This window comes from Phyllobacterium sp. YR531, from assembly GCF_000282595.1.
Taxonomy (GTDB): Bacteria; Pseudomonadota; Alphaproteobacteria; order Rhizobiales; family Rhizobiaceae; genus Phyllobacterium.
This window is the reverse complement of the sequence record NZ_AKIZ01000016.1, coordinates 349,362-374,396: the sequence shown is the minus strand read 5'-3', so window position 1 is coordinate 374,396 and position 25,035 is coordinate 349,362. Positions and strand designations below refer to the sequence as shown.

Genomic DNA, 25,035 nt, shown 5'->3' with positions numbered 1-25,035 from the left:
TGATAGTCCTATGATGCGTGCTTGGGTATATTTGCTGGTCTAAAGCATGAGAGGAGATATTCCAAGGTCAAGAGCTCGATCATTAAATTACTCTGCGGCTAACCTTCTCCTTGCGCCACTTCTCCAGCTTGCCGGTTGTTACTGGACGGCCAGCCGCCTCCACGTAGATATCAGCTTCCCTGGCAGCCTCTACGAACGCCATACGGGCAACGCCGGGTGACATCTCACCATCGTAGCATTTGACGAGGGCGTGCTTGGCGACGTCGAGTTTTTCGCTATCCGTTCCCGGCCATTCATTCACGATGAACTCCGCTGCCTGCATGACGGAGGTAATGACCTTCATCTTGCCCAACTGGCGGGTCATCACGGTAACTTCTTTGAACGGTAAATCTTCCATAAGTCGGTGAACGACTATTGTTGCGAATCGGTTCCCTAAAATCAGAACCCATCACCCTTATGCTCGTAGCAATACCAAGAGGTGCCGTAGCGAGTATGAAACCCATGGCTACCCCATTTTTTACATCCGGGATGATCGCACCAATGCTCCACGATTTTGTGCGGTTTCCCTGTTTGGGATGGGCTCTCGGGCTTTCGGGCGTCAGTCATTCGTATCTGGCTCAGCAAAATCTAGGAACTCGCGGATGATTTCCAAAAGGGTTTCCGGTCCTCCGGCCGCTGTGAAGAAATCGTTCTCAATATAGATTATGTACCAGTTCAGTTCATGCTCATACTCAACTTTCTTGGGTTCAAATCGGTGATATTCATCAACTAAATCTGTAGACCGAAGGTCTATTCTCAACTGCCAGCCAGGATTGTCGCGCGCTGTGCCCTGAGGGTGTTCCCATTTACTGTCGCAACGGTTTTTGTACCCGGATCCCAGACGTCGTCGCCAGCATATGTTTTTCTTGAAATCTAACTGACAGAACCATGGCTGTATCATTACAAAAGGCGGGGTTCTTCTTCCGCCAATGGTTTTGGTGGGGCTGAATCGGCCCGGAAAGGGCTTTTTGGCTGAACTATCAGCCATTCTCTCCGCAAAAGGGGTGGCAATAAGACAAATTCTCTCACCAATCCTGCTAAAAAATGCGCAAGGACGTCAAAAGTAAAACGATTGTCCTTCGAATTAGGACTTCAGCAGCACATCTTTTACGGCCTCGTATGCTCAACTAACAGGAGTCGGGAATGCCAAAGATCGATGACGGTAACGGAAATGTTTTTTTCGCTCCTCCCGCCCGAGATAACCTAACCTCATCTCCGCGAGCGATGAAATTTGAAAATCAACTAAAAAAGGCGGTTGCGCGACGACCCGATATCAATGACGAAACACGAAAGAAGTTTCAAAGGGAACAACAGGCGGCTTTAAACGCGATGCCCCTGTATTCGAGCGCTCCGGCCCGGGCGTTGCGTGACGATGTGCAACAGGAATTCAAAGTGTCGATTGCAAATGAACTCCTTTTCGTGGGAGATAGTTTTGCTGTTCCAAGTGAAACGCTCGATAAGACGGTTGGGGAAATCAGGCAGCGATTCCCTGATAATCCTTCAGTGACTCAAGCGGCGACGAGTGGCCGTGCTCTTGCCGTAAACCAATGGAAAGCCGAAGGCCGAACGAAAGAATTTGTAACACCTGTAGTAACTGCGGCAGCAGCTGCGCAATCCGGTCAGAGGTCCTGGCAATCTGTTACTGCGGTAGCACGCGACCAGTTGAATACAATTCCGGTAGCTGGACGGGCGCCGCTTGTTGTTGAAAGCGATATCAGGCAGCGCGTTTCCATGCTGGTTCATTACGGACCACAAGACGCTGCCTACAGTGCTGCAATTGAAGCTGCCCAGACTGAACGCCTCGTTGAGTCTCCCGTCAGGGAGATCGATGCGGTATTCGCGAGCGAGGGCGCCCCAGCAGCTGCGGCACGTCTTCGCGAAATCATTGAAAACTCATCGCCTGATACTGCCAGCAACATTTTGGAAAAGTCGTATGGCACGCTAGAGAAAATCGGAGCGGCACTGCACAGCGAGCTTCTGAAAACGCCAGCCTCCGATCGGTCCATACCTTTAACTTCGATGGCAACTGCCCCGGAAACAAAAAACGAAAGTCGGAAAGATCGGGATTTTGTTAATCCCATTACCTATACCAGTGTGCTTGATGATCTAGGCGCGGTTGCTACACGCGTTGGCAATCCGGCCGAAAAGTACAGGAATATCGACCGCTTGGCGGGCATTGTTGCGGATAGCATCCCGACGGATGAGCAATTTGGCTATGATAGCCGAGACGGGCGACCCCGAGGTTACGAGACAGCTTTCCGCTCCGTAGTTGAGCAGGGGAGCGGATCCGCATTGCCTCTGGCAGTCGCTCGAGCTCTAAAAGAGCGCAATCCTGAAGACAAGAGAGCAGATGCTATTATCAGTAATACCGGCGTTGGAATAGAAAGCTTACGCAAGCAAGCGGTCGCAGACGCTGCAGATATGGAAAAACAGAGCCGCCCCCTGATCATGCTTGCGAAGGAATGGTCAGGCCTGATGACGCAAGGCGAGTTTGCATCGGCCATGGAGAAATATCTCCAGGCAAACCCTGATCAACAGGCAGCCGTAGAAAAGGCAAATCTGCAGATTGCCCGCGATCGGGACGCTCTTTGGTCAGCAACAACGCCCATCGATGCATTTAATGGGTCCCTTAATGGGTCGAAAGGTTTTGAGGTTGTCCGTCGGGCTCGGGACGACACTTCGAATCGAGACATCCTGAACTTCGTTCTGGCCAACGAGGGCGTTGCTATGTCGCCTACGGTTCCGCCATGGTGGACGCCAAGGGCAGGCCTGGATCTGGCAAAACCCGTTTTCCAGAATGATAAGGTCCTTACTGCACTGAAAAACTCGCCGGACTACATTACGACGGCTTTCGCCAATTCTGGACAGATCATACAGAAGGCCAGGATAGGCGGAGCTGTGCTTGCCGGATTGCACGCCAGTGATATGTTCAAGGCCGGATCAGACTTTTTCAGCAGAACATATGCAGGAATGTTCGCGCTCAGCGGCGTCAACCATAGCGTCGAGTATGCGGCAACAAATCGTGGTGTTGATCTTGGCAAAAATCAGGTGTGGAGTGGATACAAGAATGCGTTCGGAGTTGTCTTCGCCGGCCTGGATACCTCCTATGCGATTGAAAGTTTTATTGATGGAAAGCCTATTGCCGGAGCGGCATTTGCGGGAAGTGCTGTGTCAGGAATGATTGCGTTCAGTCACCCCATTGCGGGCGCAGTAATTCAACTGGCATCAGCATTAATTTACAATGTTTTTGGTGAGAGCGAAAAACGCGACTTTGAAAAGTACAGTAAACAGCTTTTGGGCTTTGCTGGATTGAAACCAGAAGTCGTTGAGCAGTTTTCCCAATTTAATGCAAACGGCTATGGGGTAGGGCAAGTCTTTGGAACTTTGGCGAAAACCTTCGCTCATATCGCGCCGCAAGACATGATGAGTTACCTCGAATCACTACCAGATGATAAACGCGAATCGTTGATCCGCAATGCGCGACTAGTAGCGCGTGATGATTACGGAAAGCCCAAACTAACCGCAGAAAGTGATTTGGATGTCATTCCTGGTGCTCGAACAAGAATGGAGGGCCTCAATGGGCCAGGCAGGACTCCGGAAAACCCGACGCGAGCAATCAATCCAACGCCTGCCAGTATTTATGGCGTTGCGTTGTGGGCTTCGGAAAACGGCTATAAGATTCCCGGGCTGAACATCGATCTCGCTCCCTATCATGGGAATTGAGATAATATTCAAAGACATGGCAAACTGGGTCGTCGATAAGCAGCTGTTATGCGCGCTTTACTGTTATCAAGACGGATTGAGAGAAAATATCCGCGACTGTCCATGGTTGGTGGGCGATCGTCTTATGAGATTCCGCGCGAACACAATCTTGAAGGTGATACATTGGCACGCAGTCGGGATCTCGCAATAGCTGCACTTGTACGAATTACTAAATCCCCCACCACAAAGGAGTAAGCGCGCCATCAAGCGCCAGGCCACAATGCCGAGAGTGCTTGTGGGCGGTTTCCATGCATATCGCGGCATGGCCCAGTATTTTGCAAATCAATTGCAGTATCTCCGCCCGGATGTGTCCTTGACGGATGTTGCAGGCAGCAACTTTCACGACATTCAGATGGTTTCACCCAAATCAGCCTGCCTTGTCGGCAACATTGTCCGGAATGCCGGTCGACGGTCATAACAGCTTCACTTGGATACCACCCGCGTCCGGTTATATCTGTTCTTTTGATAATAAAAAGTCAATCCAGCATCACCTATATCCCAAAGGCCAGAACGGTACATTCTATTTACAAGCAGACCGAATCAAACCGTCATCGACGCAAAACGAGCGCAACGCCCTTACCAATGTCCCTCACCGCTTTAGCAGGTTCTCGGTCACGAAATCCACGAATACACGAACCTTCGGCGACAGATGGCGGCTCGACGGCCAGAGCACACGGAACGTAGTTGCTCCTGTCAGATGGTGATCGAGAACCTGCACCAGCGTGCCGCTCACTATCTCCTTCCGCACGGTGAAATCCGGCAGGCAAGCAAGCCCAACGCCCTGCTGCGCAAAGACGAGCTGAGGCTCCAGCGCATTGGTGATCGTCGAAGGTGACAACGGTAGATCAATCGGCACTCCGTTGAGGCTAAGGGGCCAGTCCAGAAGTTTCCCCGAGGCCAGTGATCTATACATGATGCAGGTATGCTGACTTAAATCGCCGGGTAATTGCGGAATACCCCGCCGCTCCAGATAGTTGGGTGAACCCACAATTACCTGCCTGTAAGTGCCGATCACTCGCGACATGAGCCGGGAATCCGAACCTTCGCCCGTTCGCAACACTGCATCAAACCCTTCATCAATGACATCGACCAGTCGGTCAGAACAGTCCATGTCGAGTTCAATGTTTGGATAGTGCTTCTGGAATTCCGCCAGTTGCTCCATGAACGGCATTCCTGCCGACGGGAGGCTGAACCGCAACTTGCCGCGTGGGGTATCATGAAGCTGTGCAAGATCGAGTTCCGCTGCCTCCATTTCCGCAGCGATCCGCCGACACCGTTCCAAAAACATGCGCCCCTCAGGGGTGAGCGTAATGCTACGAGTGGAGCGATGAAAGAGCCGGGTCCGCAGCCGCTCTTCGAGTCGCATCACTGCCTTGCTTACGGCGGAGGCGGAAAGTCCAAGGCGGCGACCGGCTTCTGTGAAGCCTCCCGCATCCGCAGCCTCCATAAACGCACTTAATGCTCCCAATCGGTCCATTATTACAGCTCCATGCACGACATATATTCGAAAGTGAAACGAATTATATCTTATTTATCTGCAATCATGAAATGCCTATTCTGTCTGGCAGAAGGTGGACCGCTTCATCAGTCTCGTGGAGAGACTATCGAGAGATGGGCGCTGCTTCGCACAACACTTTAAGAGGCTCCTCAATGACATCGACATCAAAGGCTGAGGCTAGCCAAGATAATTCAGCACCATTGCCGCAAAGATTGCCGCTTGCTGGGTTGCTTGCACTTTCAACAGCCGCTTTCATCACGCTCCTGACCGAAATCATGCCGGCCGGTCTGCTTTCTGCGATTGCGCAAGGCCTGGAAGTATCCGAAAGCCTCGCGGGCCAATTCATCACCGCCTACGCTGTCGGAGCGCTTATCGCTGCCATTCCCATTACTTCATTGACGCAGGGAGTGCGGCGGCGTCCTCTTCTGCTCGTTGCAATTTTCGGCTTTGCCCTCGTCAATTTCGTCACAGCGCTCTCCAACAACTACACCATCTCAATAATCGCTCGCTTCTTCGCGGGCGTGTTCGGCGGCATAGTCTGGTCGCTGCTGGCTGGCTATGCGGTCCGTATGTCGCCATCCCATCTGAGCGGGCGGGCGATTGCGATTTCCGGCGCTGGCGCGACCATTGCTCTGGTGCTCGGCGTTCCGCTTGGCTCGTTGGTCGGTAGGTTTATTGGGTGGCAAGGCGCTTTCGGTCTGATGACCGCTTTTTCGCTGGCGCTAATCGTATGGGTGATTGCCATCGTGCCGGACTTCCCCGGCCAGACGAAGGAGCAGCGTCAGCCCCTTATCCGTATATTTCAGACGGCAGGAATCCGCGCCGTGTTATTCGTGGTATTCACCTTCGTGGTCGCTCACAATATTCTCTACATCTATATCGAACCCTTACTTCAGCCTGTCGGCCTCTCAGGGAGTGTGGATGTCATCCTGTTCATATTCGGCGTCGGTTCCGTCGTGGGGTTGTGGTTCACCGGCACGCTCGTGGATCGTCACCTGCAACCCCTTGCTGTGATGAGTGTCCTGACCTTCGGGGTTGCTGCCATACTGCTCGGCATCTGGGGAGACGTTGAACAGATGATTTATCCCACCGTTATCATCTGGGGCATGGCCATCGGTGGCTTTGCCACGATCACCCAGACGGCGTTGTCCCGCTTTGCCGGCGACTCCGTTGATGTAGCCCAGGCGATGTACACTACCGGCTGGAATACAGCGGTCGCGGCTGGCGGTATAGCTGGCGGACTTCTGCTCGACCGCTCTGGCACAGCCGTTTTTCCATGGGTTGTCCTCGGCATTCAGGCCATCGCACTGGGCGGCGTCGTCTTCGCGATGAACCGGGCATTGTTACGTACTCGCTGAAACATGGCTCATGCTCATCCCTTTTGGTTTGAGGCGGCCGTTCTGATAAACGTGAAATGCTGTCTCTTTTGGACGGCGAGCGGATCGTCAGTGTGGTCGTCCATTATGTTGAAGTCGAGGTTCATCCCGGGCCACCTGTCCGTTTCAAGAAGCGACCGCGATGATGAAGCTTGCTGAATATTGAAACTCGAACTCCCGGCTCGCCGACTTCGTGTTCAACAAGGATGGGAGCCTGCAGCGCGCCGCTAACCCTCCGCACTTGGCTGTTCTGCATTTAATCGCTGAAATCAGAAACTAACAGCTATACCGCGATTGGCGAAAAAGCGGTCAAATCGGGTTAAGGGCAGCTCTACGTCAGCTTGGCTAACTTGATCATGACCAGACGGATTGTGGAAGCGGACGCTGCCCTGAGACGCTCCGGTTCCCAACACTAGATGTCCACCCTTCGAAGGAGGTTCATTTTCAGGCCACCGTATCGAGCTGTTAACTGAAGCCATGAAGAACTCATGCTCAGAAAATATCTCAGGAATGTCTATCGTTGCTACGTTGGTGCGAACTTCGGCGGAAAGCCCGAAACGCTCAGTAACAAAGGTTACGAAAGGAGCATAAATCAACCCTTTGATGGAGTCGTCAGTTTCGTTCACAACGTAACCGCCATAATCAGTGCATGCACGCGCTAGCGACAGGGTCGAATGGACTTCTCCGCGTGCAGCGAGGATCATTTTCAGGCAGGCCATACCGCAGACATTGTTTGCCCAACGCACATATTCCTCAATCGTGTCGGCACCTGAATTACGCCAGAGGGGATCACGGCGCAGTGCGGCAGGGCCTTCGGACAGAACCGGCAAAGTCATCTCCGGCGTTTCCCACTGGCTAAAATATGGAGTTCTGGACACTGTAATAACCATTATGCGTCTCAGAGCAAAAGCGGCTCTTCTTCGACTGACTTGAGTTGTTCGAGCACGATCGGGCCGTTGTCCGGTACAGGCGGTAGCGGTATTTTACATTTTTTTAACACCAAACCTTGCATGATAATCGCAGAGCACCTTGTGTAATTCCATCGAGCTCCTTCATTAATACAGCTAACCGGCTTAATGATGCGTTGATGGCTCATACGGGGTCCACACCTCTGAGCGTTCGATAATCGAAGTATCACCAAGCCTACTTCGTCCTATGCATTTTCCCGAAACGCTCTACGCTCACGTTCAGACGTTATTCCCATCATGTCGTGCCATTTTGCGGCAGATCCGACGAAGGCAACCTGTGCTTCCGAGGCTACGCTAGACGTCGCCGGTTAACTCGAAGAACTCTCCCACATCAACGTAGTTTCGCCTGTGTCCATGACTTCAAATCCCCTCCACTGAGGACAAGTGGCTGCTGGCGAAGCACGCCGGCGCCTCGAGGTGCGGTTGATTATCTTGGGATACGAGCTGCTTCTTCCGCCGTAGAGAACATACGGGGACTTGGGTCCGACCGCTCATAATCAGACAACGCCAAAAATCCGGCCGTTGCAGTGATTGCAAAGATTGCCGCGACTAAGATCTGATCTCGAATTGCCATCTGCATCTCCGATTGAGGGATTATCGAACTTGGCTTCTGGCGATCAAAGCAAACGATAAACAGACACATGCGATCTTGATTCCGAAGTGAACTCAGACCCAATCCAATCCTCATGTCGACTCTCGAGTTCAAATCCGGCGAGTTGAGCCATAAGATCCAATTCCGCGGGCCATATATAACGATGCGGGGAGCGGCCTACTGCAGCATTGCCATCTTCGCCAAACTTGAAGTGGTGTGATACGACATGTTGTTTCAAAACGTCGTAGGTATCTAGTCCGATATAGCCAGGACTTAATTGCCAAACAACAGCGTTTTGGGTCGGCGGCAACCTGCGCAGTTCTGGAACCCAAAGCTCGATCAGAAAACGCCCACCAGAGGTCAAATGACGAGCTGCATTGCGGAAGCACTCAACCTGCTCTCTTTGAGTAAGCAGATTCGAAATGGTGTTGTAGACGAGATAGACGAGGCTAAAAGTACCCGGGACCTGCGTCGCACTCATGTCGCCCAGCACAACAGGAATTGTCGCTTCGTCTACTTTGGTTCTCAATTTTGCGATCATTGAAGGCGAAGTTTCGATGCCAGTGACATGCACCCCGCGATCATTTAGGGGAACGGCGACGCGACCCGTTCCAATCGCGAATTCAAGAACTCGACCGTGCTCAGCAAGTTCTTCAATTCGTTGAACGGTGACGTTCAAAATGTCAGGCGAGAACATACCTTCGCCCGGAGTATCATAGGCGTCTGCTACCTTGTCGTTCCAGATTTGCTTTTCGTCCATAACAGAGCTTTATAAGTTGGATCACCCGATTAACTAGTGCTGCATTGCAACAACTCATACTAGATGCGCTGACACTCGATCGCATCACTGCACGTCAGCGCCGCTCTGTCCTCCGAGATTGGACGGCGCCTATATATCTTTACGTAAGCTTGTCTTGATCGGAACAACCAGTGCATCAAGAGTTTCTTCTATGTTTGCGGCAGCAGTATCGATAATCGTAGAGCCCGTTTTTGATTTTTCAAACGTTCGGTTAACAACCTGTTGCCATGTTGGAAGTTCCATTCCAGGGATGTCTGAAACTCGGTTTTCTACACGACGTTGGTGTTCAAATACATCTGAGCATGTGACCTCAACCTCTTCAAAACTGACTTCGGCTCGTGATGCAACATCCCGCCAAGCCCGCCGGCTTTCCTCAGTACTATTCACGTAATCGGCGATCACCACAGCCCCCAGTCGAAGGTTTTCCTCTGCAATGGCGTGGCCCACAACATAAGATGTTGGGTTATTGTCTTCTATAACGACGCCAGCGGAGATTAAGGACTGAGCAATAGTGTCTGCACGCAAATGAAAACCATTCAATCGACGAGCCAAGTCGCGTGCAATGGTGCTTTTTCCAGTTCCCGGCAATCCACTCATAATGATCAGCATTTATACCTCTTTGACGATATGGAGATTCTCAGATGTTTGACCGTGCCCCTTGGCTGACTCAAATCTCGGCTCAAGTTTGCGCTATTAGCCGCTGCGCATTGTATTGCGTTGGCGCTTTTTACCCGGCATGCCGGTAGATACCGTGCGCTCCGCGGCCTCAATGTAGATATCAGCTTCCTTGGCAGCTTCTATGAAGGCCAATGCGGGCAACGCCGGGTGACATTTCACCGTCATAACATTTGATAAGCGCGTGCTTGGCAATGTCGAGCTTTTCGCTATCCGTTCCCGGCCATTCATTCACGATGAACTCTGCTGCTTGGATGACGGAGGTGAGGATCTTCATCTTGCCAAGCTGGCGGTCATTACGGTTACTTCTTTTAATGGTAAATCTTCCATGAGTCGGTGAACGACTCTTGCAATGAATCAGTTCCGACCTAGTGCAGTAGATTTCCTGAGCCAATGGTTTTACAGTCGAGCGTAGCGCTCGCCATCAAGGGAGTTTGGAAGCAATTACGTCCAGTTTCTGCACGACAGGCGGGGATGAAAACAACTCGTCTGCGCGGGAAAATAGCAACTTGGCCAAGTCTCCATTAAGGTGGAAATCCCGTCCGTCTTCTTTTTCAAAGACGTCGAATATTCCAAATTTCGCAGGACCCATCTCCAGCGCAAACCATGCAGTGGTATCGCGTTCTTTATTTACGATCGATAGTCCTGCTTTTAGGAAGTCCGCGACAGCTCCTTCAAGCCCAGGTTTTGCTTCAAAAGCTACATAAAGTCCTTTGGTGACCATCGCGTTACTCCTCGCTTGTGTGTGGCGGGAGCACGTATTATCTCTCAATCGTCAGTGGCCGATGTGTGCATGCCCGACGATCCCAGCAGTGTTTAGTAATAGACCTTCGGAGTCAATGAGAGAACAAGGATCACCTATGTTTGTTCCACCGCCATCTGACAATCAGTCTCACGCTCTGGATATGGGCCATCCCGCTTTGGAACAACGATCATCATGAGCCATCCCCCTTGAATGGAACTTCGTTATCGAGACGCGCTCCCCAATTACTGTTCTCGTAAAATGCAAAGACATCGCCATCGCCGTTGTCGGGCATTCCGTAAAAGATGAAAACCTCACCAAGCTCGTCATGGGTTCCATGGACGCCTTTGTAGGGAAACTCATCGGGATTTGTGGATTCGGCAATTGACACGCTGTAAGCGGCATCATCCGAAATGATTATATCGGCAGAGCCAGACAATTCTCTGCGATCTTTCAATGCTTCCCTGACTTCAAATTCAAATTCGGAGTCCCAAAACTCATCGCCGGCGAAAGTCTTTCCTCGAAATCTGACCAACCAAGGCATGGTGCTTCCTCCAATTAGTTCTCAACTACCACTGTTCCGTCGATGTCATGAAATTGGAATATCTCAGGCGATGGAGAAATTGGCACACGCGAAATAGCAATCTTTGATCCATTATCGAATATAATCGTGAATGTATCTGACGCTTCAACAAAGTCTGAAACCGCAATACGCTGTTCGTCTGCTTTCCAAGTGACCACAGTGTCAGTGTAGATGCCGAACCCACTCCCATCGGCGAAGTCAAGATTCAACTGATTGAACTCTGTTGTAGAGAAGGACTTGAATTTTTTCCCTATAAGCCGGTCTCGCAGGTGCATGATGTCGCTCCTCCTAGAGCAATAGGGGCTCTTCTTCGGCTTTGGTTGGTGGCGCGAGAACAATCAAGTCATTGTCGGGCAGGGGCCGCTGTAGCTGCATTGCTTCGCGGGGTGATCCATTGAGCCAGATATCGAATTCTTCAGGCGTCCTGAGAATGACTGGCATCGCCTTGTCATGAATAGGTTTCACAACAGCATTGGCATTGGTCGTCAAAAACCCGAACACCTCAACGTCGATCTGACCTTCCTTCGCCTTCCTGATACCGCGCCATGGTGTCCATAGTCCGGCAAAGCAGAACATGGGCTGATCCTCGTTCAAAGCAAACCAGTGCAGGGGTTTGCGATTGGTGATTGGATCGGGGTTAGGGCCATACTCTGAGAAACTCGTTGCAGGTACGACGCAGCGAAACTCCTTGCCAAGCCACTTTTGCCAATGGGAGTAATGCGTATTGCGAATATTGGTGGTGCCATAGTTCACGCCCGTGCTGGTAACAGCCTTGTCGGGTGAGGGCATTCCCCATCGCAGCATGGCGAGTTCGCGCTCACCATGGGCATCGTTTCTGACGATAGGAGCCGGATAGTCCGGGAAGACTTCCAGATCGAAGTCAGTCATATTGGTCAGATTGCTGCGTGTTTTGAATAAGTCTGCAATCTCTCGATAACTGCTTTTGTGCCGGTAAAGGTTACACATAGACTAGTCTCTCAGTTGGTTTCTTACCCCGATCATATTCGATGTTTTGTTATTGCACATCGTGCATCTCAATTTGAAACTAAGCGGTTGGATGTAAGCATTCTGACCAAATTTCCACGCCAGTTCATACCGATTAAGTTTGCCTATGTGGCCGCATTTCATGCAGTAGCCGAAAAGTTCATCCCATGACTGAAGCTGGCTGAACCGCTCGGTATTCTTGATTGTTCCCAATCGACGGCGGCTGCTAGCCACGACGCTCGACCGGCATCCAAGTGTATCGTGGCGTCCACTTTTTTCTTCTGCTCTGTTCGGGAGTTATCCATTCACCGTCAAAGGCTTTCTGGAAGCACTCTGCATCATGTTGATCGCCAAACATGTAGACGATGTAGACATCGGGATGAACGTGGACATTCCTGTTCAAGCGATATCGACCAAGAAGCCTTGCCAGAAACTCAACATTGTCGAAGCGCATTTTGACTTCGCTGGCATGAAGGGCGACTTGAAAAGGATAATACTTATCAATGAGGGTTGGTGGCGGCTCGCCTCTGCTCCTCGCCATGTCAGTGCCTCGGCTTCAAGAGTTTGGGCTTCCAACCGCGGGCAAACCCGAAGCCCATGGCAAGCGATGCATATTCAAGTTCTTTGGTCAGGAAGCTGCGTTCTTCAATCAGCCTAGCAATAGCGGCATTTGCATCGCCTTCATGTTCCGCAATCAGCTGGTCGGCCTCATCCTCGTAGCTTCGGTCTGTTTCATTCATGGCTCTCTCCTTAGAGACAAGCCTGTCCGGCCCCATGCAGGCAGGGTCATTCAGTCTTAAATTGTGTTTTGAAGCAGCCGCAATCTGCTGCGATGTTCCTAAAATGTTCTCATTAGCAAAAAGAGTCAAGTTTGGAAATCTTGTTAGCCATTATGTTCGGAACAAACCGAGATTTGGCTAAAAGTTAGCCACTAAATTATGCAACCAAATCAATGATTCTGGCAGTCCCTCCGGGCCCACCATTTTTCTGAAATCACCATAGCTTCATTTTCAACTATGGATAAGTCCTGCCATCCATTCGACGATATCGGGATGGGTGAACCCGCATAGCGCGCTGAGGTGCCGCAACAAACCTCATGGAAACTTCAAGAATACGCCAAAACAGGTCGTTTAGCGTCACCTATGCTACCAAAGGCTAAGATACAGACATGAAGTGTTGATGCTACTCTGCCTTGGTTGGTAACGAGCGAGCACAATGAGCAGGATAACTCCCAACCTCGAAGAGAAATTGGCAGTGCTAGAGCACACAGAGGCCGAGCTGCATGCCTTGTTCGAGTTAACATCCTTGACCAATCTGGACGAAATATCTCAGGCGCTGTCGGCAGCAATTTCACAAACTGAAAATCAATTGGCGTTTACGCGGCGCGAAGCTCTGAAAACGTAATACAAGCGATACCCTTGAGACCCCTGTTCTAACAGAACAAGCAGGTATCGCGAAGCTTCATGCATTATAATGATCGGCGTGTTTACCTATGCTTATACGGCGAACAACACCGCCGTAACAGCGAGCGTACCGAACAGAATCATTGAGCAGGTCATCCAGTTGGAAATATCGCCATTTTGTTTTGTGTGCCGCATCATATCGACTCCTCCTGAGCGTAACTGATTAAAACCAGTGCGTTCTCAACGATCACGTGACTATCTTGGCCGGTGCCAATGTCGTTGGTCGATGTCGTGATCCTGTCCTCTGACCCGGCTGCGAAATATTCCTTTCGAGCGCTGTTAATCAGAGAATTGGACTATAGCAATATAGCTAATCTGATTCAATTTTTGCTGGTTGGATGCGTCATCACATTTTGATGTACACTTTGAAAGATCGTGATGCGCGGGTTAGGCGGCGGAGGTTTCTACGAGTCTGGGAAACACCATCCGCATTAATGCGCCACGCCCGCCATGGAAATTTGTCGGCGCATCAAGCATTTCAAGGCGTCCGCCGTGGTCTTCAATGATCTTGTTGACAATTGCCAGCCCAAGGCCTGTGCCTTTTTCTCTGGTTGTGACATAGGGCTCAAGCAGTTGGTGCCGGTTTTCTGAAGGCAGTCCTTTGCCATTGTCCAGTACCTCAACCATAATAGATGACCCGGCTCCTGTGGCTCTGACAAGAATATATCCTTGGTCGATAATACCCTGCTCGAGCACACCATCAATCGACTCGGATGCATTCTTGATAATGTTGCCAAAAGCCTGACCCAAGAGCCTATTGTCAAAATTGCCGAGAAGCGGCTCATCGCCGAAATCATGTTCGAACGTGATGCGATTGTTGCTGATTTCAACCAGAAATGAAGCATCCTTCAGCACATCGACCACATTTGTCGTTGTGAACTGCGGTTTCGGCATTCGTGCGAAATCTGAAAATTCATCTACCATACGGCCAATATCGCCAACTTGGCGGATGATGGTGTCAGTGCATTGGTCAAAGATCGCGCGATCCTCAACGATCACCTTGCCATAGCGCCGTCGAATACGCTCGGCAGACAGCTGGATTGGTGTAAGCGGGTTTTTGATTTCATGAGCGATACGTCGCGCCACATCTGCCCAAGCGGACGACCGGTGAGCGGCTACAAGGTCGGTTATATCGTCGACCGTAACGACAAAGGATGCATTTCTTGTATCGGCGTCTTCACGCGTTATTTGAACGTTGAGAGAGCGGGCAACACCATTGCGTGTGATACTGATTTGCCTGCGGCTTGATGAACGATCATGGATGCCGGCAAGGGCAAATATCTCGCTGATCTCCGGGAATACAGTCGTAACAGGTTTGCCAAGTGCATCCGACACATTGATATCAAGCATGTTCTCGGCGGGGCGGTTCAAGCCTGCAATCTCACCATTTGCATTGACGCTGATAACTCCCGCCGTAACGCCGGACAGCACTGCCTCGGTAAAACGCCTGCGTTCGTCAATCTCGTCTTTGGCTGAAGTGAGGTCATGGTGTTGGGTTTTTAACTGCCCAACCATGTTGTTGAATGTTTGCGATAAAGCGCCAATGTCGCCATCTGAACCTTTAACGGGCACGGAAATATCGAAATTGCCAGTTGCTACCTCTTCAGCCGCGCCGATGAGAACGCGGATTGGCTGCACGACACGGTTTGCAACTGCGATGCCTGTCCAGACCGCCGTCAGCAACAGCAACAGTGTCAGTTCAGTATAGAGAAGCGCGTAGGCAATCTGCGTATTGGCCCGGTTGCTGGCCAGCAGCTGATATTCCTTATTATTGTCCGTCATGATGCGCATATTATTTAGTGCAGACGCGTCGACAGACCGAATTGTGTAGAGATAGAGATCAGGCAGCGCTTGGGTCTTGATGACCGCTCCTACGAGATTGGTTGCTCCTGGCGGTATCAACACAGGACGTTCCCCTGCCGCTCCGCTTATCGCTTTGAGAGGAACCGCAGGAAGTGTCAGATCATTGAACAATCGTGCGCTGACGACCACTTCGCCATTCGATTTGACGAGCGAGGCCCCGAGCAGATTATTCCGGTCAGCATCGTAGGTCAGCCAATCCGAAAAAGCGCCTCTATCGAGATTGTAGAGGAGCCTTCTCTGGTCGAGTTCAATCACCATCGAGAGCGTCGTGGACAGAAGGCTTTGGGCATTGTCTTCCGTATACGACTGGGCAGCCTTGATCGACATATCGATAATCTGATTATTCTCGGGATTGATCCATGAATTCAGCCGGTTATCGAGAACGATCAGCGAAAAACAGGCAACAATGATCGAGGGGATCGACGCAATCAGAGCGAAGATAATGGTGATGCTAGTATGCAGGTCACGGTTCTTCTCCTTGCTTTTGAAGAAGATGAGTTTTCTTAACGTTGCATAGGACAGATAAATCAGGATCAGAATGGAGACCGCGTTTGCCCCGATAATGACCTGTGTAACCGCTTTTGTCGGCGAAATGCTGGTTATGCCCATCATGACAACGAAGGAAACTATAGTTGTCGCCAAGACCAACAGCGTCATTCCCAACGCGCCTTTGGGCAACACCTGCGGTTTCACTATGCTTTTACTGTCCGGCATTTAGCAGCCTCTTTGTGCGCCCGATCTGCGGAGCGACAATATAAGTTCTTTCGATTATCGCTCCCCGCCAACCTTGTAAAGCAAGCTTACTTTGAGACATTGCGCTACAGCAGGGCTAAAGCAAATTTCATCGACACCGTGCCTGACTGTTTAATGGAGAACTAAGTTGACAAGAAGAACGATACTGATGTTTCCGGATGCCGGTTTGAAAGCAGCCGCACGGCCTGTAAAGGAGTTCGATAAGCATTTGCACGAGTTGGCGGATGATCTTCTCGATACGATGAGGGCGGCACCAGGGATCGGAATTGCCGCACCTCATATCGGGGTTATGCAACGCGTCATTGCCATAGATATTCCTGGAGACTCAGGCCATTCCGTTTATGTCAATCCTGCAGTGGAGTGGTCATCTGCCGAGATGGCGCGGCATGATGAAGGAAGCATATCGATGCCCGGTGTTACAGATTCTATCGAGCGGCCCGCTTCGGTTCGGGTGCGTTATCAGGATTTGGCCGGCATCGAGAAAACACAGACTGCAGATGGTCTTCTGGCAGTTTGCCTGCAGCATGAGATCGACCAGCTCGATGGGTTGTTCTGGATTTTCCGTTTGTCAAAACTGAAGCGTGATAGAATTGTGAAGCGCTTCAATAAAATCCGGACCGCCAAAGAAGTCTGATCTGAGGATGATGACAAATCATTAACCTCGTCACAGAGTATTCCTCTTGACTGAATCTTTCTTCCGTCGGCAATGTGGGAAGGCAAAGTGGAACTAGGGTCATGCCGATCAGCAAGTCGCGAAAATCACCATTCAATACATCGAATGAGCGTGGTGGTGATCGTTTACTCCAGATTGAAGCAGTCTATGACAGAGTACCCGTTGGCCTTTGCTACCTCAATCAGGACAGTTTGATCGTTACCATCAATGATCAATTGTCCCGATTACTTGGCGTAGAAAGTGAACGGGCAGTAGGACGCAATATAGAAGATATTATTCCGCAGCACGCGCCGCTGTTATGCCGCGCCCTGTCTGCTGCCCGGAATGGTGAAATTATCCCAGATGGTGAAGTTGAGATTGCCGAAGAGTGCTTCATGGTTTCTGCCGCCGCAGTCATGAACGATCTTGGGCAGTTTGCGGGAATTTCAGTCGCCTACACCAATATTACCGAGCTACGCCGGGCGACACGCAAACTTCAGGAAACTGAACAGCGAACAGCCTATGCACTGGAGAGCGCGGGCCAATGGATTTGGGACCTCAATATTCCGGCCAATCAAGTTTGGCGCTCGCCACAATATCGCGTCCTGCTGGGACTTGACCCAAATGCCGTTGAAAAATCGAGCGTCGCCTGGGATATCCTTCACCCGGACGACAGGGCACATACGCTGCAGGCATTCGACGACGCATTGAGTGGTAAAAATCCGTTCTTTGAAGCGATCTACCGGGTGAAGCGTCCGGATGGTGGCGATACCTGGATATTGAGTCGCGGCAAGATTGTTGAATATGGGCCTGACGGTGCTCCTGTGCGGCTCTTGGCAACCAGTGTCGATATCAGCATGCAAAAGCGTATCGAAGAACAGCTTTCAAGCACTGTTGAACTGCGGATGAAGCTCGAAGAAAAGCTTCTGACGGCAAACCGCAAGCTAAAAAACCTGTCCGAGCGTGATCACCTCACCAATTTGCCCAACAGGAGGAAGTTCAGTCATCTTCTGAGGCAGGCGTTTGGACAGGCACATGAAGTTCACAAAAGCTTGGCAGTGGTGATGGTCGATATTGATCATTTCAAAACATATAATGATTTCTATGGGCATCTCGCAGGTGATAATTGTCTTGTTCAGGTAAGCCGTGCCTTGAACAAGGTTATCAAGCAAACGGATGGATCGCTTGCCCGCTTTGGCGGCGAGGAGTTTGCAGCACTGCTTTCCGGCGCTGCCAAGCACGAGGTGATGAAGGCGGCCGATCAGATGCTGAGTTCGGTTGCTGCAATGAATCTCAAGCACGAAGCCAGCCCAAGCGGGTTGGTCTCGGTCAGCATTGGAATTGCGATACTCGATGAAGACAACAGGTTGTCAATCGCAGGGCCGGATGACCTTCTGAACTTGGCGGATACTGCACTCTACGAGTCAAAACGTAATGGGCGCGCGAGAATCAGTCTCTGGGGCTCTTTCACGAAATAGGCTGATGGTTTCCGCGAATTGTCTTTCGCCACACCAGCGGCGCGTTGAAAGTCATTGATTTAACGTTCTGATTGTCTTTAACGTCACCCAACCAAAATAGGCTTGCCTGAACGATCTGATCGATCGGCTGGGCAAAGGTGGTCAGTGCGTATGAAGACCAGCCAGCCTGCTCAATATCATCAAAACCGATCACGCACAGATCTTCTGGTATGCGAATGCCGAAATCCTGTCGGGCACTGTCCATAAATCCGAGTGCCATCAAGTCATTCACACAAAAGACAGCATCCGGTCGGTTTAATCCGGTCAGAAGGTCATGCGCAGCACGTCTGCCACTCTCATATACCGTGTTGCCATGTCGGGCGGTTACCACACTGAGCCCCAAGCCGGCGGCCGCAGCGTGGAAGCCTTTTTCGCGTGCCATCAGGCTGGGCGTTCCAACTTCAGAATTGACAAATGCAAGGGAGCGGCAGCCTGCTCGTAGAAACGCACTAACTGCGATTTTGGCGGCCTGATGATCTTCAAGATTGATATGGAATGGTCCGCTGATGTCATCATCGCGGTTAATAAGTACAATCCTCTGCCCGCTATCAAGGCATAGTTTGGTAATGGCTTTATCGGGAAGGCCCGAGAGTAAAATCGATGCGTCAGCCCGATAACTCAGCGTCTGACGCAGAGCTGAATCGACCCCGCCATCAGAGCGGTCAGTATTTATGAGCATGGAGACTTTTCCTGCCTTTTGCAGCTCATGCGTAAGAGCGCGAACAAGCCTTGCGCGATATGGCGTGTCCATCTCGGATACGATTAGGCAGACAATACCGCTCTCGCTTCGCATCAGCCCTCGCGCAAGCTGATTGACGTGGTATCCGAGGGCTTGCGCCGAATTCATGACGCGTTTGCGGGTTTCCTCCGAGACGCTGGCGCCGGGAGTAAATGTGCGCGAAACGGCTGATCGCGATACGCCTGCATGTTGTGCAACGTCGTTAGCACTGACAAATGACTTGCTCAATAAGTCCCCCAACATGCTTTTGCACGCGCTTGCGTTTATCGGAAGTGTATTCATATGCAAATTTCTTGGCTGCAATCAAGTTCCTTACTTGACAACGTAATGAACGATGTGAAACTTTTGCACACGCTTGCAAAATGCGTGCGGCATGGAGGTGCCGTATTATCCAGGGAGGAAGATTTATGCGTTCAGTATTCGCAATTGCCGCTGCTTTTGCTTTAGGTTTTCAGATGTTGCCGAGCGAAGCCAAGGCCGCCGGAAATCTCAATTTGATCTGCTCTGCCGATGTCGTCATTTGTGAAATGATGAAGGGCATGTTTGAGAAAGAGAAGGGCATCGCGGTTAACATGGTGCGGCTCTCGTCTGGCGAGACCTATGCCAAAATCCGCGCGGAGGCACGTAATCCCAAGACTGATATCTGGTGGGCTGGCACCGGCGATCCGCATCTACAGGCCGCTTCGGAAGGCCTGACACAGGAGTACAAATCGCCACTGTTGGATCAGTTGCAGGATTGGGCGAAGAAACAGGCGGAAAGTGCCGACTTCAAAACTGTTGGTGTTTATGCCGGTGCACTTGGTTGGGGTTACAATACGGACATCGTGAAGAAGAAGGGCCTTAAAGAAGCCAAGTGCTGGGCTGATCTTGTCGACCCTGCGTATAAAGGTGAAATCCAGATGGCAAACCCGAATTCATCGGGTACTGCCTATACGGCCTTGGCGTCTCTCGTACAGATTATGGGAGAAGACAAGGCCTATGAATATCTCAAGCAGCTTAACGCCAACGTTTCTCAATATACCAAATCCGGGTCAGCGCCGGTAAAGGCAGCTGCGCGTGGCGAGACGGCTCTTGGCATCGTCTTCATGCATGATGCGGTAGCGCAGATATCCGAAGGTTTCCCTGTGAAGGCAGTCGCTCCTTGCGAAGGCACAGGCTATGAAATCGGCTCAATGTCGATCATCAAGGGCGCGCGCAATCTTGATGAGGCCAAACAGTGGTATGACTGGGCACTGAGTGCTGAAGTTCAGTCGCACATGAAGGATGCAAAATCCTTCCAGTTGCCGTCGAACAAATCTGCGACTGTTCCGCCAGAAGCGCCGAAGTTCGAAGATATCAAACTCATTGATTATGACTTCAAGACTTATGGTGATCCTGCCAAGCGCAAGGAATTGCTTGAGCGTTGGGATAAGGAAATTGGCGCGAGCGCCAACTGAGTTTCCAATAATTCAATTTGTGCCCGGATGGACAGCCCGGGCATGCCTCTCACAATTCCCCTGTAGTGCGCGGAAAGCCTTATGGAACGCAGTGACCGGCGATTAAACATTGCTCTCGGAATCGGACTTGCAGGTCTCATTCTGGTGCCTTGGTACAGAATTGAGACGGGCTTTTACGGCTTTGGCTGGCTTGGTGGTTTTCCTTCTGGCAGCGCAGAAGCGCCAGGGCTTGTCCAGATATTTGCTTACGGTCGTTGGACTATAGCCATTATCGCGTTGATTTTCGTTTTGGGCCTTGGTGCCCGCACTTTGAACGTGTCAAAGCTCCGGTCAAATCTTCTTGTCACTGCCGGAACTGCGGGTCTGCTCTTTCTCGTGCTTCAAGGACTGGCCGTCGGATTTACGGGATGGACGTGGCTCATCAGTGAACATTTGTTCGGGCCACTTTCGGACGGGCAACCCTCAATGGGGGCGGGTGCCGGTCTCGTTGCTCTCTCTTTTGTGTTGCTGTTTTCATATGGCCTTGCGGAAAGGGGCGTGCTCAGAGGTGACGCTTTTGTTGTCGCATCAATTGCACTGCTGGTTTTTCTGGTCGCGATCTTTGTTTTCTACCCGGTTGGAAGCATGCTTGTCGGGGCATTTCAAAGCTTCGATGGCTCGTTCGATCCGTCCGGTTTTATCCGCAACATTCAGGATCCTTCGATCTGGAGTCTGGATTGCGTCATAGGTGGTAATCGTTGCGGGATCGCCTGGCGCACGCTGTTGCTGGCTATACTGGCGGCATTTGGCTCGACTCTTCTCGGGCTTTGCTTTGCGCTGGTCGCGACGCGTACGCGCTTTCCGTTCAAGAAGGGATTGCGCCTTCTGACCATCCTGCCGATCATTACGCCACCCTTCGTGATTGGACTTGCGCTGATCCTGCTTTTTGGGCGTGCAGGCGTGGTCACCCAGCAACTGTCGAGCCTTTTCGGGATTGAACCGGGCCGCTGGTTGTATGGATTAACCGGCATCTGGATTGCACAGGTATTGTCGTTTACGCCGATATCTTTTCTGGTTTTGATTGGAGTGGTCGAGGGGGTAAGTCCTTCGATGGAAGAGGCTTCGCAAACCTTGCGTGCAGATCGCTGGCGCACATTCTGGAAAGTGTCGCTGCCCTTGATGAAGCCGGGTCTGGCAAATGCCTTTCTGATTGGTTTCATCGAAAGCATGGCTGATTTTGGTAATCCGCTCGTTCTTGGCGGCAGCCACGGCGTTCTTTCAACCGAGATTTTCTTCGCTGTTGTCGGCTCTCAAAATGACCCGTCCCGCGCAGCAGTGCTCGCGATAATTCTTCTGTTCTTTACGCTGTCAGCGTTTCTGGCGCAGCGCCTGTGGCTTTCGGGCAAGAGTTTCGCGACGGTAACGGGGAAAGGCGATTCCGGCGCTCATATTGCTCTTCCAAAATCCCTATCAATAGGCGTCCATGCGATTGTCGTTCCATGGATCATTTTCACACTGGTCATTTACGGGATGATTTTCTTTGGTGGGTTCGTTCGCACGTGGGGCCTCGATAACACGCTTACTTTCGAACATTACGAGCGGGCGTTTTCGTTCACATTTGCAAATGGCTCAATTTCCTGGACTGGTGTCGCCTGGAATTCGTTCTGGACTACCATAAAGATTGCCTTGATCGCAGCACCTCTGACAGCGGCCGTTGGGCTGCTGACCGCCTACCTGATTGTCAGGCAGCGTTTTGTTGGCCGCAATGTGTTCGAGTTTGCACTGATGATGAGCTTTGCCATTCCGGGCACCGTTATCGGCATCAGTTACATTATGGCGTTCAATCTGCCTCCACTGGAAATGACCGGCACTGCTCTGATCCTTGTTGCCTGTTTCGTATTCCGCAATATGCCTGTTGGCGTACGAGGCGGCGTCGCGGCCATGAGCCAGCTCGACAAGAGCCTTGATGAAGCATCGCTGACTTTGCGCGCTGCCAGCTTCCGGACAATTCGCAAAGTCATTTTGCCACTGCTGCGTCCGGCGATAGTTGCAGCTCTTGTCTACTCTTTTGTGCGGGCAATCACATCAATCAGCGCAGTTATATTCTTGGTCAGTGCCGAGTACAACATGGCGACTGCCTATATCGTCGGTCTTGTCGAAAACGGTGAATACGGCGTGGCGGTAGCTTACTCGTCCATGCTGATCGTTGTCATGATCGTCATCATCACCTGTTTCCAGCTTCTGGTGGGAGAAAGAAAACTGCGCCGTGAAAACCGCGTCGCCACAGCTTTCGTACCATCCGCATCTCCAGAGAAGGCCGCGTAATGGCAACCAACCTCACAGGATCAGTTGTTTTCTCCAACGTCAAAAAACAGTTTGGCACCTTTACCGCCATTCACGATCTGTCGCTTGATATACAGCCCGGAACGCTGGTTACTCTGCTCGGGCCATCCGGTTGCGGCAAGACGACCACATTACGTATGCTCGCCGGTCTCGAGCACCCCACCGCTGGACGCATCATGATTGGCGGCAAGGATGTGACTATGCTTCCCGCCAATGAACGGGATGTCTCCATGGTATTCCAGTCCTATGCGTTGTTTCCGCATATGTCAGTTCTGGAGAATGTGGCTTACGGTCTTGAATCATCCAAGATGAAGAAAACCGAGGCTAGAGAGCGGGCGGAAGAGGGCCTTAATCAGGTTGGACTGGCCGGCTATGGGCAAAGGCTACCGGCAGAGCTTTCCGGTGGGCAGCAACAGCGTGTCGCGGTAGCCCGAGCGCTGGTTCTGGAACCGCAAGTGCTTTTGCTCGACGAACCACTGTCCAATCTTGATGCGCGTTTGCGCCGCCGCGTACGTACGGAAATTCGGGAACTCCAGCAGCGTCTTGGCTTTACCGCCGTTTATGTCACCCATGATCAGGAAGAGGCCTTAGCGGTTTCTGACCGCATTATTGTGATGCAGGACGGCGTGGTAGCCCAGCAGGGGTCTCCTCGCGAACTATACGAAGCGCCAGTCTCCTCCTTCATTGCTGACTTCATAGGCGAGGCAAATGTTGTGCCCTGCGAAGTACTGCAAAATGAAGTCGGCAAGGCTACAGTTCGTGTCGGGAAACTTGAGCATAGTGTTCCTGCACGCGGCAATGCTGTCCCCGGTCCCGCCAAGCTTGCAGTGCGGCCCAATGCAATCACCTTGCAGGCATCTGAAAACGCCGCTTTTCCAGGAAAGATAAAGTTTGCAGCCTATCTTGGTGACCATGTGGAATATGAAGTTGAAACCGATGCGGGCACGCTGTTTGTGGTTGATCCGGCAGTCGATCAGCACTTGGAGCCGGGAACAAGCGTCGCTATCGGCTTTCACAGCCGCGGTATAGCGCTCATCAATAATTGATCTACCAGTTGTATCAGGGGAATAGATAATGACATCGCATGCTGCCCATCTTGAGGAACGCCTTGCCTTGGCTCAAAAGATGGCGACCGAGGCTGGAGCACTGGCGCTGAAGTACTTCAATGCGCGTGAGCAATTGATTGTCGAAACAAAGGCCGATCCTCAGGATGTCGTGTCGATTGCTGATCGGGAAGTAGAGGAACTTATTCGTTCCCGCATAATGGAGAGCTTTCCCGATGATGCGGTGCTTGGTGAGGAATATGGCGTCAGCTCTGGTACATCTGACTACACATGGGTCGTGGACCCGATTGATGGCACCAGCCCATTCGTCAACGGCATGCCTAGCTGGTGTATTTCAATTGCAGCGCTTTATGGCGAAGAGATTGCAATCGGTGTGATTTATGTTCCATGCAATGATGAGCTGTATTCGTCAGCCCTAGGAATGGGGGCGACACTGAATGGCAAGACCCTGCAACTTGATGGCACGCGGACCATACGCAATGCGGTTACGGGAATAGGTGCAAACCATCATGTGAGTCCTGCAACGGTTGCGTTGATCGTTGAGAAGCTGCTTGATGCCGGCGGAAACTTTATACGCAATGGTTCCGGCGCACTGATGCTTGCCTACGTGGCTGCGGGCAGGCTGGTCGGCTACTACGAACCATATATGCATGCGTGGGATTGCATGGCTGGATATTGCCTTGTCAAAGAAGCCGGTGGTTGGCACCATCCATTTCCCGTCAAGGGTGACGGGCTTACGAAGGGAGCGCCCGTACTCGCTGCATCTACGGGCGCCGTTACAGATTTGCGTGCAATCGCCAATCTCTAATCAGGTCCTCGGCGATCAATTTTCCTGAATGGAAACGCCGCCTTCACCAATCTTAAGCTCGATGCCGTCGGGCTTCGACTCTTTATCGTAAATGTAAAATCCCAAACCGGCGACCAATACAATAAGGCCGCCAATAATCAGAAAAAGCACATTTCGACTCATTGTTCATCCTTCCAGAAATTATCTAATACTAAAGGTATAGATCATCTGATTATCAGGCTGGCAATAGCTTAGCGGCCTGAATTTGAGTGCAATATCATCCTGTTGCGATATGTTGTTGGTCTCAAGAGTGTCAAAATGGTACACTTTTGGTTGGCTGTTACAGCCCTTTGGATGAGCAGTGCCACGCGACGGTTAAGCACGTTGTAAAAAGTATGGTTTCCCGAGGCTGGCGCAGGGC

Annotated in this window: 24 protein-coding genes; 8 read left to right on the top strand and 16 right to left on the bottom strand. The window is 51.4% G+C overall.

Going from position 1 to position 25,035, the window contains the following annotated elements; translation table 11 throughout:
* Nucleotides 1–82: 82 nt before the first annotated feature.
* Both PMI41_RS08930 and PMI41_RS24205 read right to left on the bottom strand, forming a co-directional pair.
* Nucleotides 83–364 (bottom strand): DUF982 domain-containing protein, encoded by a 282-nt coding sequence (locus tag PMI41_RS08930; protein ID WP_157179344.1) that lies wholly within the window; start codon nucleotides 362–364, stop codon nucleotides 83–85.
* Between the two features lie 234 nt (nucleotides 365–598).
* The gene (locus tag PMI41_RS24205; protein ID WP_052025858.1) at nucleotides 599–1,027 is read right to left on the bottom strand and encodes an Imm53 family immunity protein; all 429 of its coding nucleotides are present in this window, start codon (nucleotides 1,025–1,027) and stop codon (nucleotides 599–601) included.
* 404 nt (nucleotides 1,028–1,431) lie between these two features.
* Here PMI41_RS24205 and PMI41_RS08920 point away from each other — a divergent pair, with 404 nt between their 5' ends.
* A complete protein-coding gene (locus PMI41_RS08920; RefSeq protein WP_157179343.1) occupies nucleotides 1,432–3,762 on the top strand; it encodes a hypothetical protein in 2,331 nt (776 codons plus the stop codon).
* 628 nt (nucleotides 3,763–4,390) lie between these two features.
* Here the strand turns inward: PMI41_RS08920 and PMI41_RS08905 are convergent.
* Nucleotides 4,391–5,278, bottom strand: coding sequence for a LysR family transcriptional regulator (locus PMI41_RS08905; RefSeq protein ID WP_008123930.1), 888 nt, complete (start codon nucleotides 5,276–5,278; stop codon nucleotides 4,391–4,393).
* Nucleotides 5,279–5,451: 173 nt separating this feature from the next.
* Here PMI41_RS08905 and PMI41_RS08900 point away from each other — a divergent pair, with 173 nt between their 5' ends.
* Nucleotides 5,452–6,657: an MFS transporter gene (locus PMI41_RS08900; protein ID WP_008123927.1), complete on the top strand. Its 1,206-nt coding sequence runs from the start codon at nucleotides 5,452–5,454 to the stop codon at nucleotides 6,655–6,657.
* A 287-nt stretch (nucleotides 6,658–6,944) separates the two neighbouring features.
* Here the strand turns inward: PMI41_RS08900 and PMI41_RS08895 are convergent, their stop codons facing one another.
* From PMI41_RS08895 to PMI41_RS08840, 11 genes are all read right to left on the bottom strand, one after another.
* A complete protein-coding gene (locus PMI41_RS08895) occupies nucleotides 6,945–7,565 on the bottom strand; it encodes a C39 family peptidase (protein WP_008123926.1) in 621 nt (206 codons plus the stop codon).
* 695 nt (nucleotides 7,566–8,260) lie between these two features.
* The gene (locus PMI41_RS08890) at nucleotides 8,261–8,995 is read right to left on the bottom strand and encodes a class I SAM-dependent methyltransferase (RefSeq protein WP_008123924.1); all 735 of its coding nucleotides are present in this window, start codon (nucleotides 8,993–8,995) and stop codon (nucleotides 8,261–8,263) included.
* A 129-nt stretch (nucleotides 8,996–9,124) separates the two neighbouring features.
* Nucleotides 9,125–9,643: an AAA family ATPase gene (locus tag PMI41_RS08885; RefSeq protein WP_008123923.1), complete on the bottom strand. Its 519-nt coding sequence runs from the start codon at nucleotides 9,641–9,643 to the stop codon at nucleotides 9,125–9,127.
* Between the two features lie 84 nt (nucleotides 9,644–9,727).
* Nucleotides 9,728–9,877, bottom strand: a complete 150-nt coding sequence (locus PMI41_RS25190; RefSeq protein ID WP_162130118.1) for a hypothetical protein — start codon at nucleotides 9,875–9,877, stop codon at nucleotides 9,728–9,730.
* A 256-nt stretch (nucleotides 9,878–10,133) separates the two neighbouring features.
* Nucleotides 10,134–10,433, bottom strand: a complete 300-nt coding sequence (locus tag PMI41_RS08875; RefSeq protein WP_008123920.1) for a hypothetical protein — start codon at nucleotides 10,431–10,433, stop codon at nucleotides 10,134–10,136.
* 211 nt (nucleotides 10,434–10,644) lie between these two features.
* Nucleotides 10,645–10,995, bottom strand: coding sequence for a hypothetical protein (locus PMI41_RS08870; protein ID WP_008123918.1), 351 nt, complete (start codon nucleotides 10,993–10,995; stop codon nucleotides 10,645–10,647).
* Between the two features lie 14 nt (nucleotides 10,996–11,009).
* Nucleotides 11,010–11,309 carry a hypothetical protein gene (locus tag PMI41_RS08865; protein ID WP_008123915.1) on the bottom strand — a complete coding sequence of 100 codons (300 nt, stop codon included), beginning with the start codon at nucleotides 11,307–11,309 and terminating at the stop codon, nucleotides 11,010–11,012.
* A gap of 13 nt (nucleotides 11,310–11,322) precedes the next feature.
* Nucleotides 11,323–12,000 (bottom strand): SOS response-associated peptidase, encoded by a 678-nt coding sequence (locus PMI41_RS08860; RefSeq protein ID WP_008123913.1) that lies wholly within the window; start codon nucleotides 11,998–12,000, stop codon nucleotides 11,323–11,325.
* Between the two features lie 244 nt (nucleotides 12,001–12,244).
* A complete protein-coding gene (locus PMI41_RS08855) occupies nucleotides 12,245–12,559 on the bottom strand; it encodes a hypothetical protein (protein ID WP_008123911.1) in 315 nt (104 codons plus the stop codon).
* A gap of 1 nt (nucleotide 12,560) precedes the next feature.
* Entirely contained in the window at nucleotides 12,561–12,758 is a 198-nt protein-coding gene (locus PMI41_RS08850; RefSeq protein WP_008123909.1) for a hypothetical protein, read from the bottom strand.
* Between the two features lie 1,110 nt (nucleotides 12,759–13,868).
* On the bottom strand, nucleotides 13,869–16,058 hold the full coding sequence (locus PMI41_RS08840; RefSeq protein ID WP_008123902.1) for a PAS domain-containing sensor histidine kinase: 2,190 nt from the start codon (nucleotides 16,056–16,058) through the stop codon (nucleotides 13,869–13,871).
* Nucleotides 16,059–16,224: 166 nt separating this feature from the next.
* On the opposite strand from PMI41_RS08840, the gene PMI41_RS08835 reads away from it, so the two are divergent.
* Nucleotides 16,225–16,731: a peptide deformylase gene (locus PMI41_RS08835; protein ID WP_040854166.1), complete on the top strand. Its 507-nt coding sequence runs from the start codon at nucleotides 16,225–16,227 to the stop codon at nucleotides 16,729–16,731.
* Between the two features lie 101 nt (nucleotides 16,732–16,832).
* A complete protein-coding gene (locus PMI41_RS08830; RefSeq protein WP_008123897.1) occupies nucleotides 16,833–18,227 on the top strand; it encodes a diguanylate cyclase in 1,395 nt (464 codons plus the stop codon).
* On the opposite strand, the gene PMI41_RS08825 is transcribed toward PMI41_RS08830, so the two are convergent.
* The gene (locus tag PMI41_RS08825; protein ID WP_008123894.1) at nucleotides 18,217–19,248 is read right to left on the bottom strand and encodes a substrate-binding domain-containing protein; all 1,032 of its coding nucleotides are present in this window, start codon (nucleotides 19,246–19,248) and stop codon (nucleotides 18,217–18,219) included. The two genes, PMI41_RS08830 and PMI41_RS08825, sit on opposite strands and share 11 nt — an antisense overlap.
* Before the next feature lie 164 nt (nucleotides 19,249–19,412).
* On the opposite strand from PMI41_RS08825, the gene PMI41_RS08820 reads away from it, so the two are divergent.
* From PMI41_RS08820 to PMI41_RS08805, 4 genes are all read left to right on the top strand, one after another.
* The gene (locus PMI41_RS08820) at nucleotides 19,413–20,441 is read left to right on the top strand and encodes an ABC transporter substrate-binding protein (RefSeq protein WP_008123892.1); all 1,029 of its coding nucleotides are present in this window, start codon (nucleotides 19,413–19,415) and stop codon (nucleotides 20,439–20,441) included.
* Between the two features lie 81 nt (nucleotides 20,442–20,522).
* A complete protein-coding gene (locus PMI41_RS08815; protein WP_008123889.1) occupies nucleotides 20,523–22,745 on the top strand; it encodes an iron ABC transporter permease in 2,223 nt (740 codons plus the stop codon).
* Entirely contained in the window at nucleotides 22,745–23,809 is a 1,065-nt protein-coding gene (locus PMI41_RS08810) for an ABC transporter ATP-binding protein (RefSeq protein WP_008123887.1), read from the top strand. The genes PMI41_RS08815 and PMI41_RS08810 overlap by 1 nt, the downstream gene beginning before the upstream one ends.
* Nucleotides 23,810–23,837: 28 nt before the next feature.
* Complete coding sequence (locus tag PMI41_RS08805; RefSeq protein ID WP_008123884.1) at nucleotides 23,838–24,635, top strand: inositol monophosphatase family protein; 798 nt, start codon at nucleotides 23,838–23,840, stop codon at nucleotides 24,633–24,635.
* Between the two features lie 15 nt (nucleotides 24,636–24,650).
* Here the strand turns inward: PMI41_RS08805 and PMI41_RS25240 are convergent, their stop codons facing one another.
* The gene (locus PMI41_RS25240) at nucleotides 24,651–24,797 is read right to left on the bottom strand and encodes a hypothetical protein (protein WP_008123882.1); all 147 of its coding nucleotides are present in this window, start codon (nucleotides 24,795–24,797) and stop codon (nucleotides 24,651–24,653) included.
* Nucleotides 24,798–25,035 lie beyond the last annotated feature (238 nt).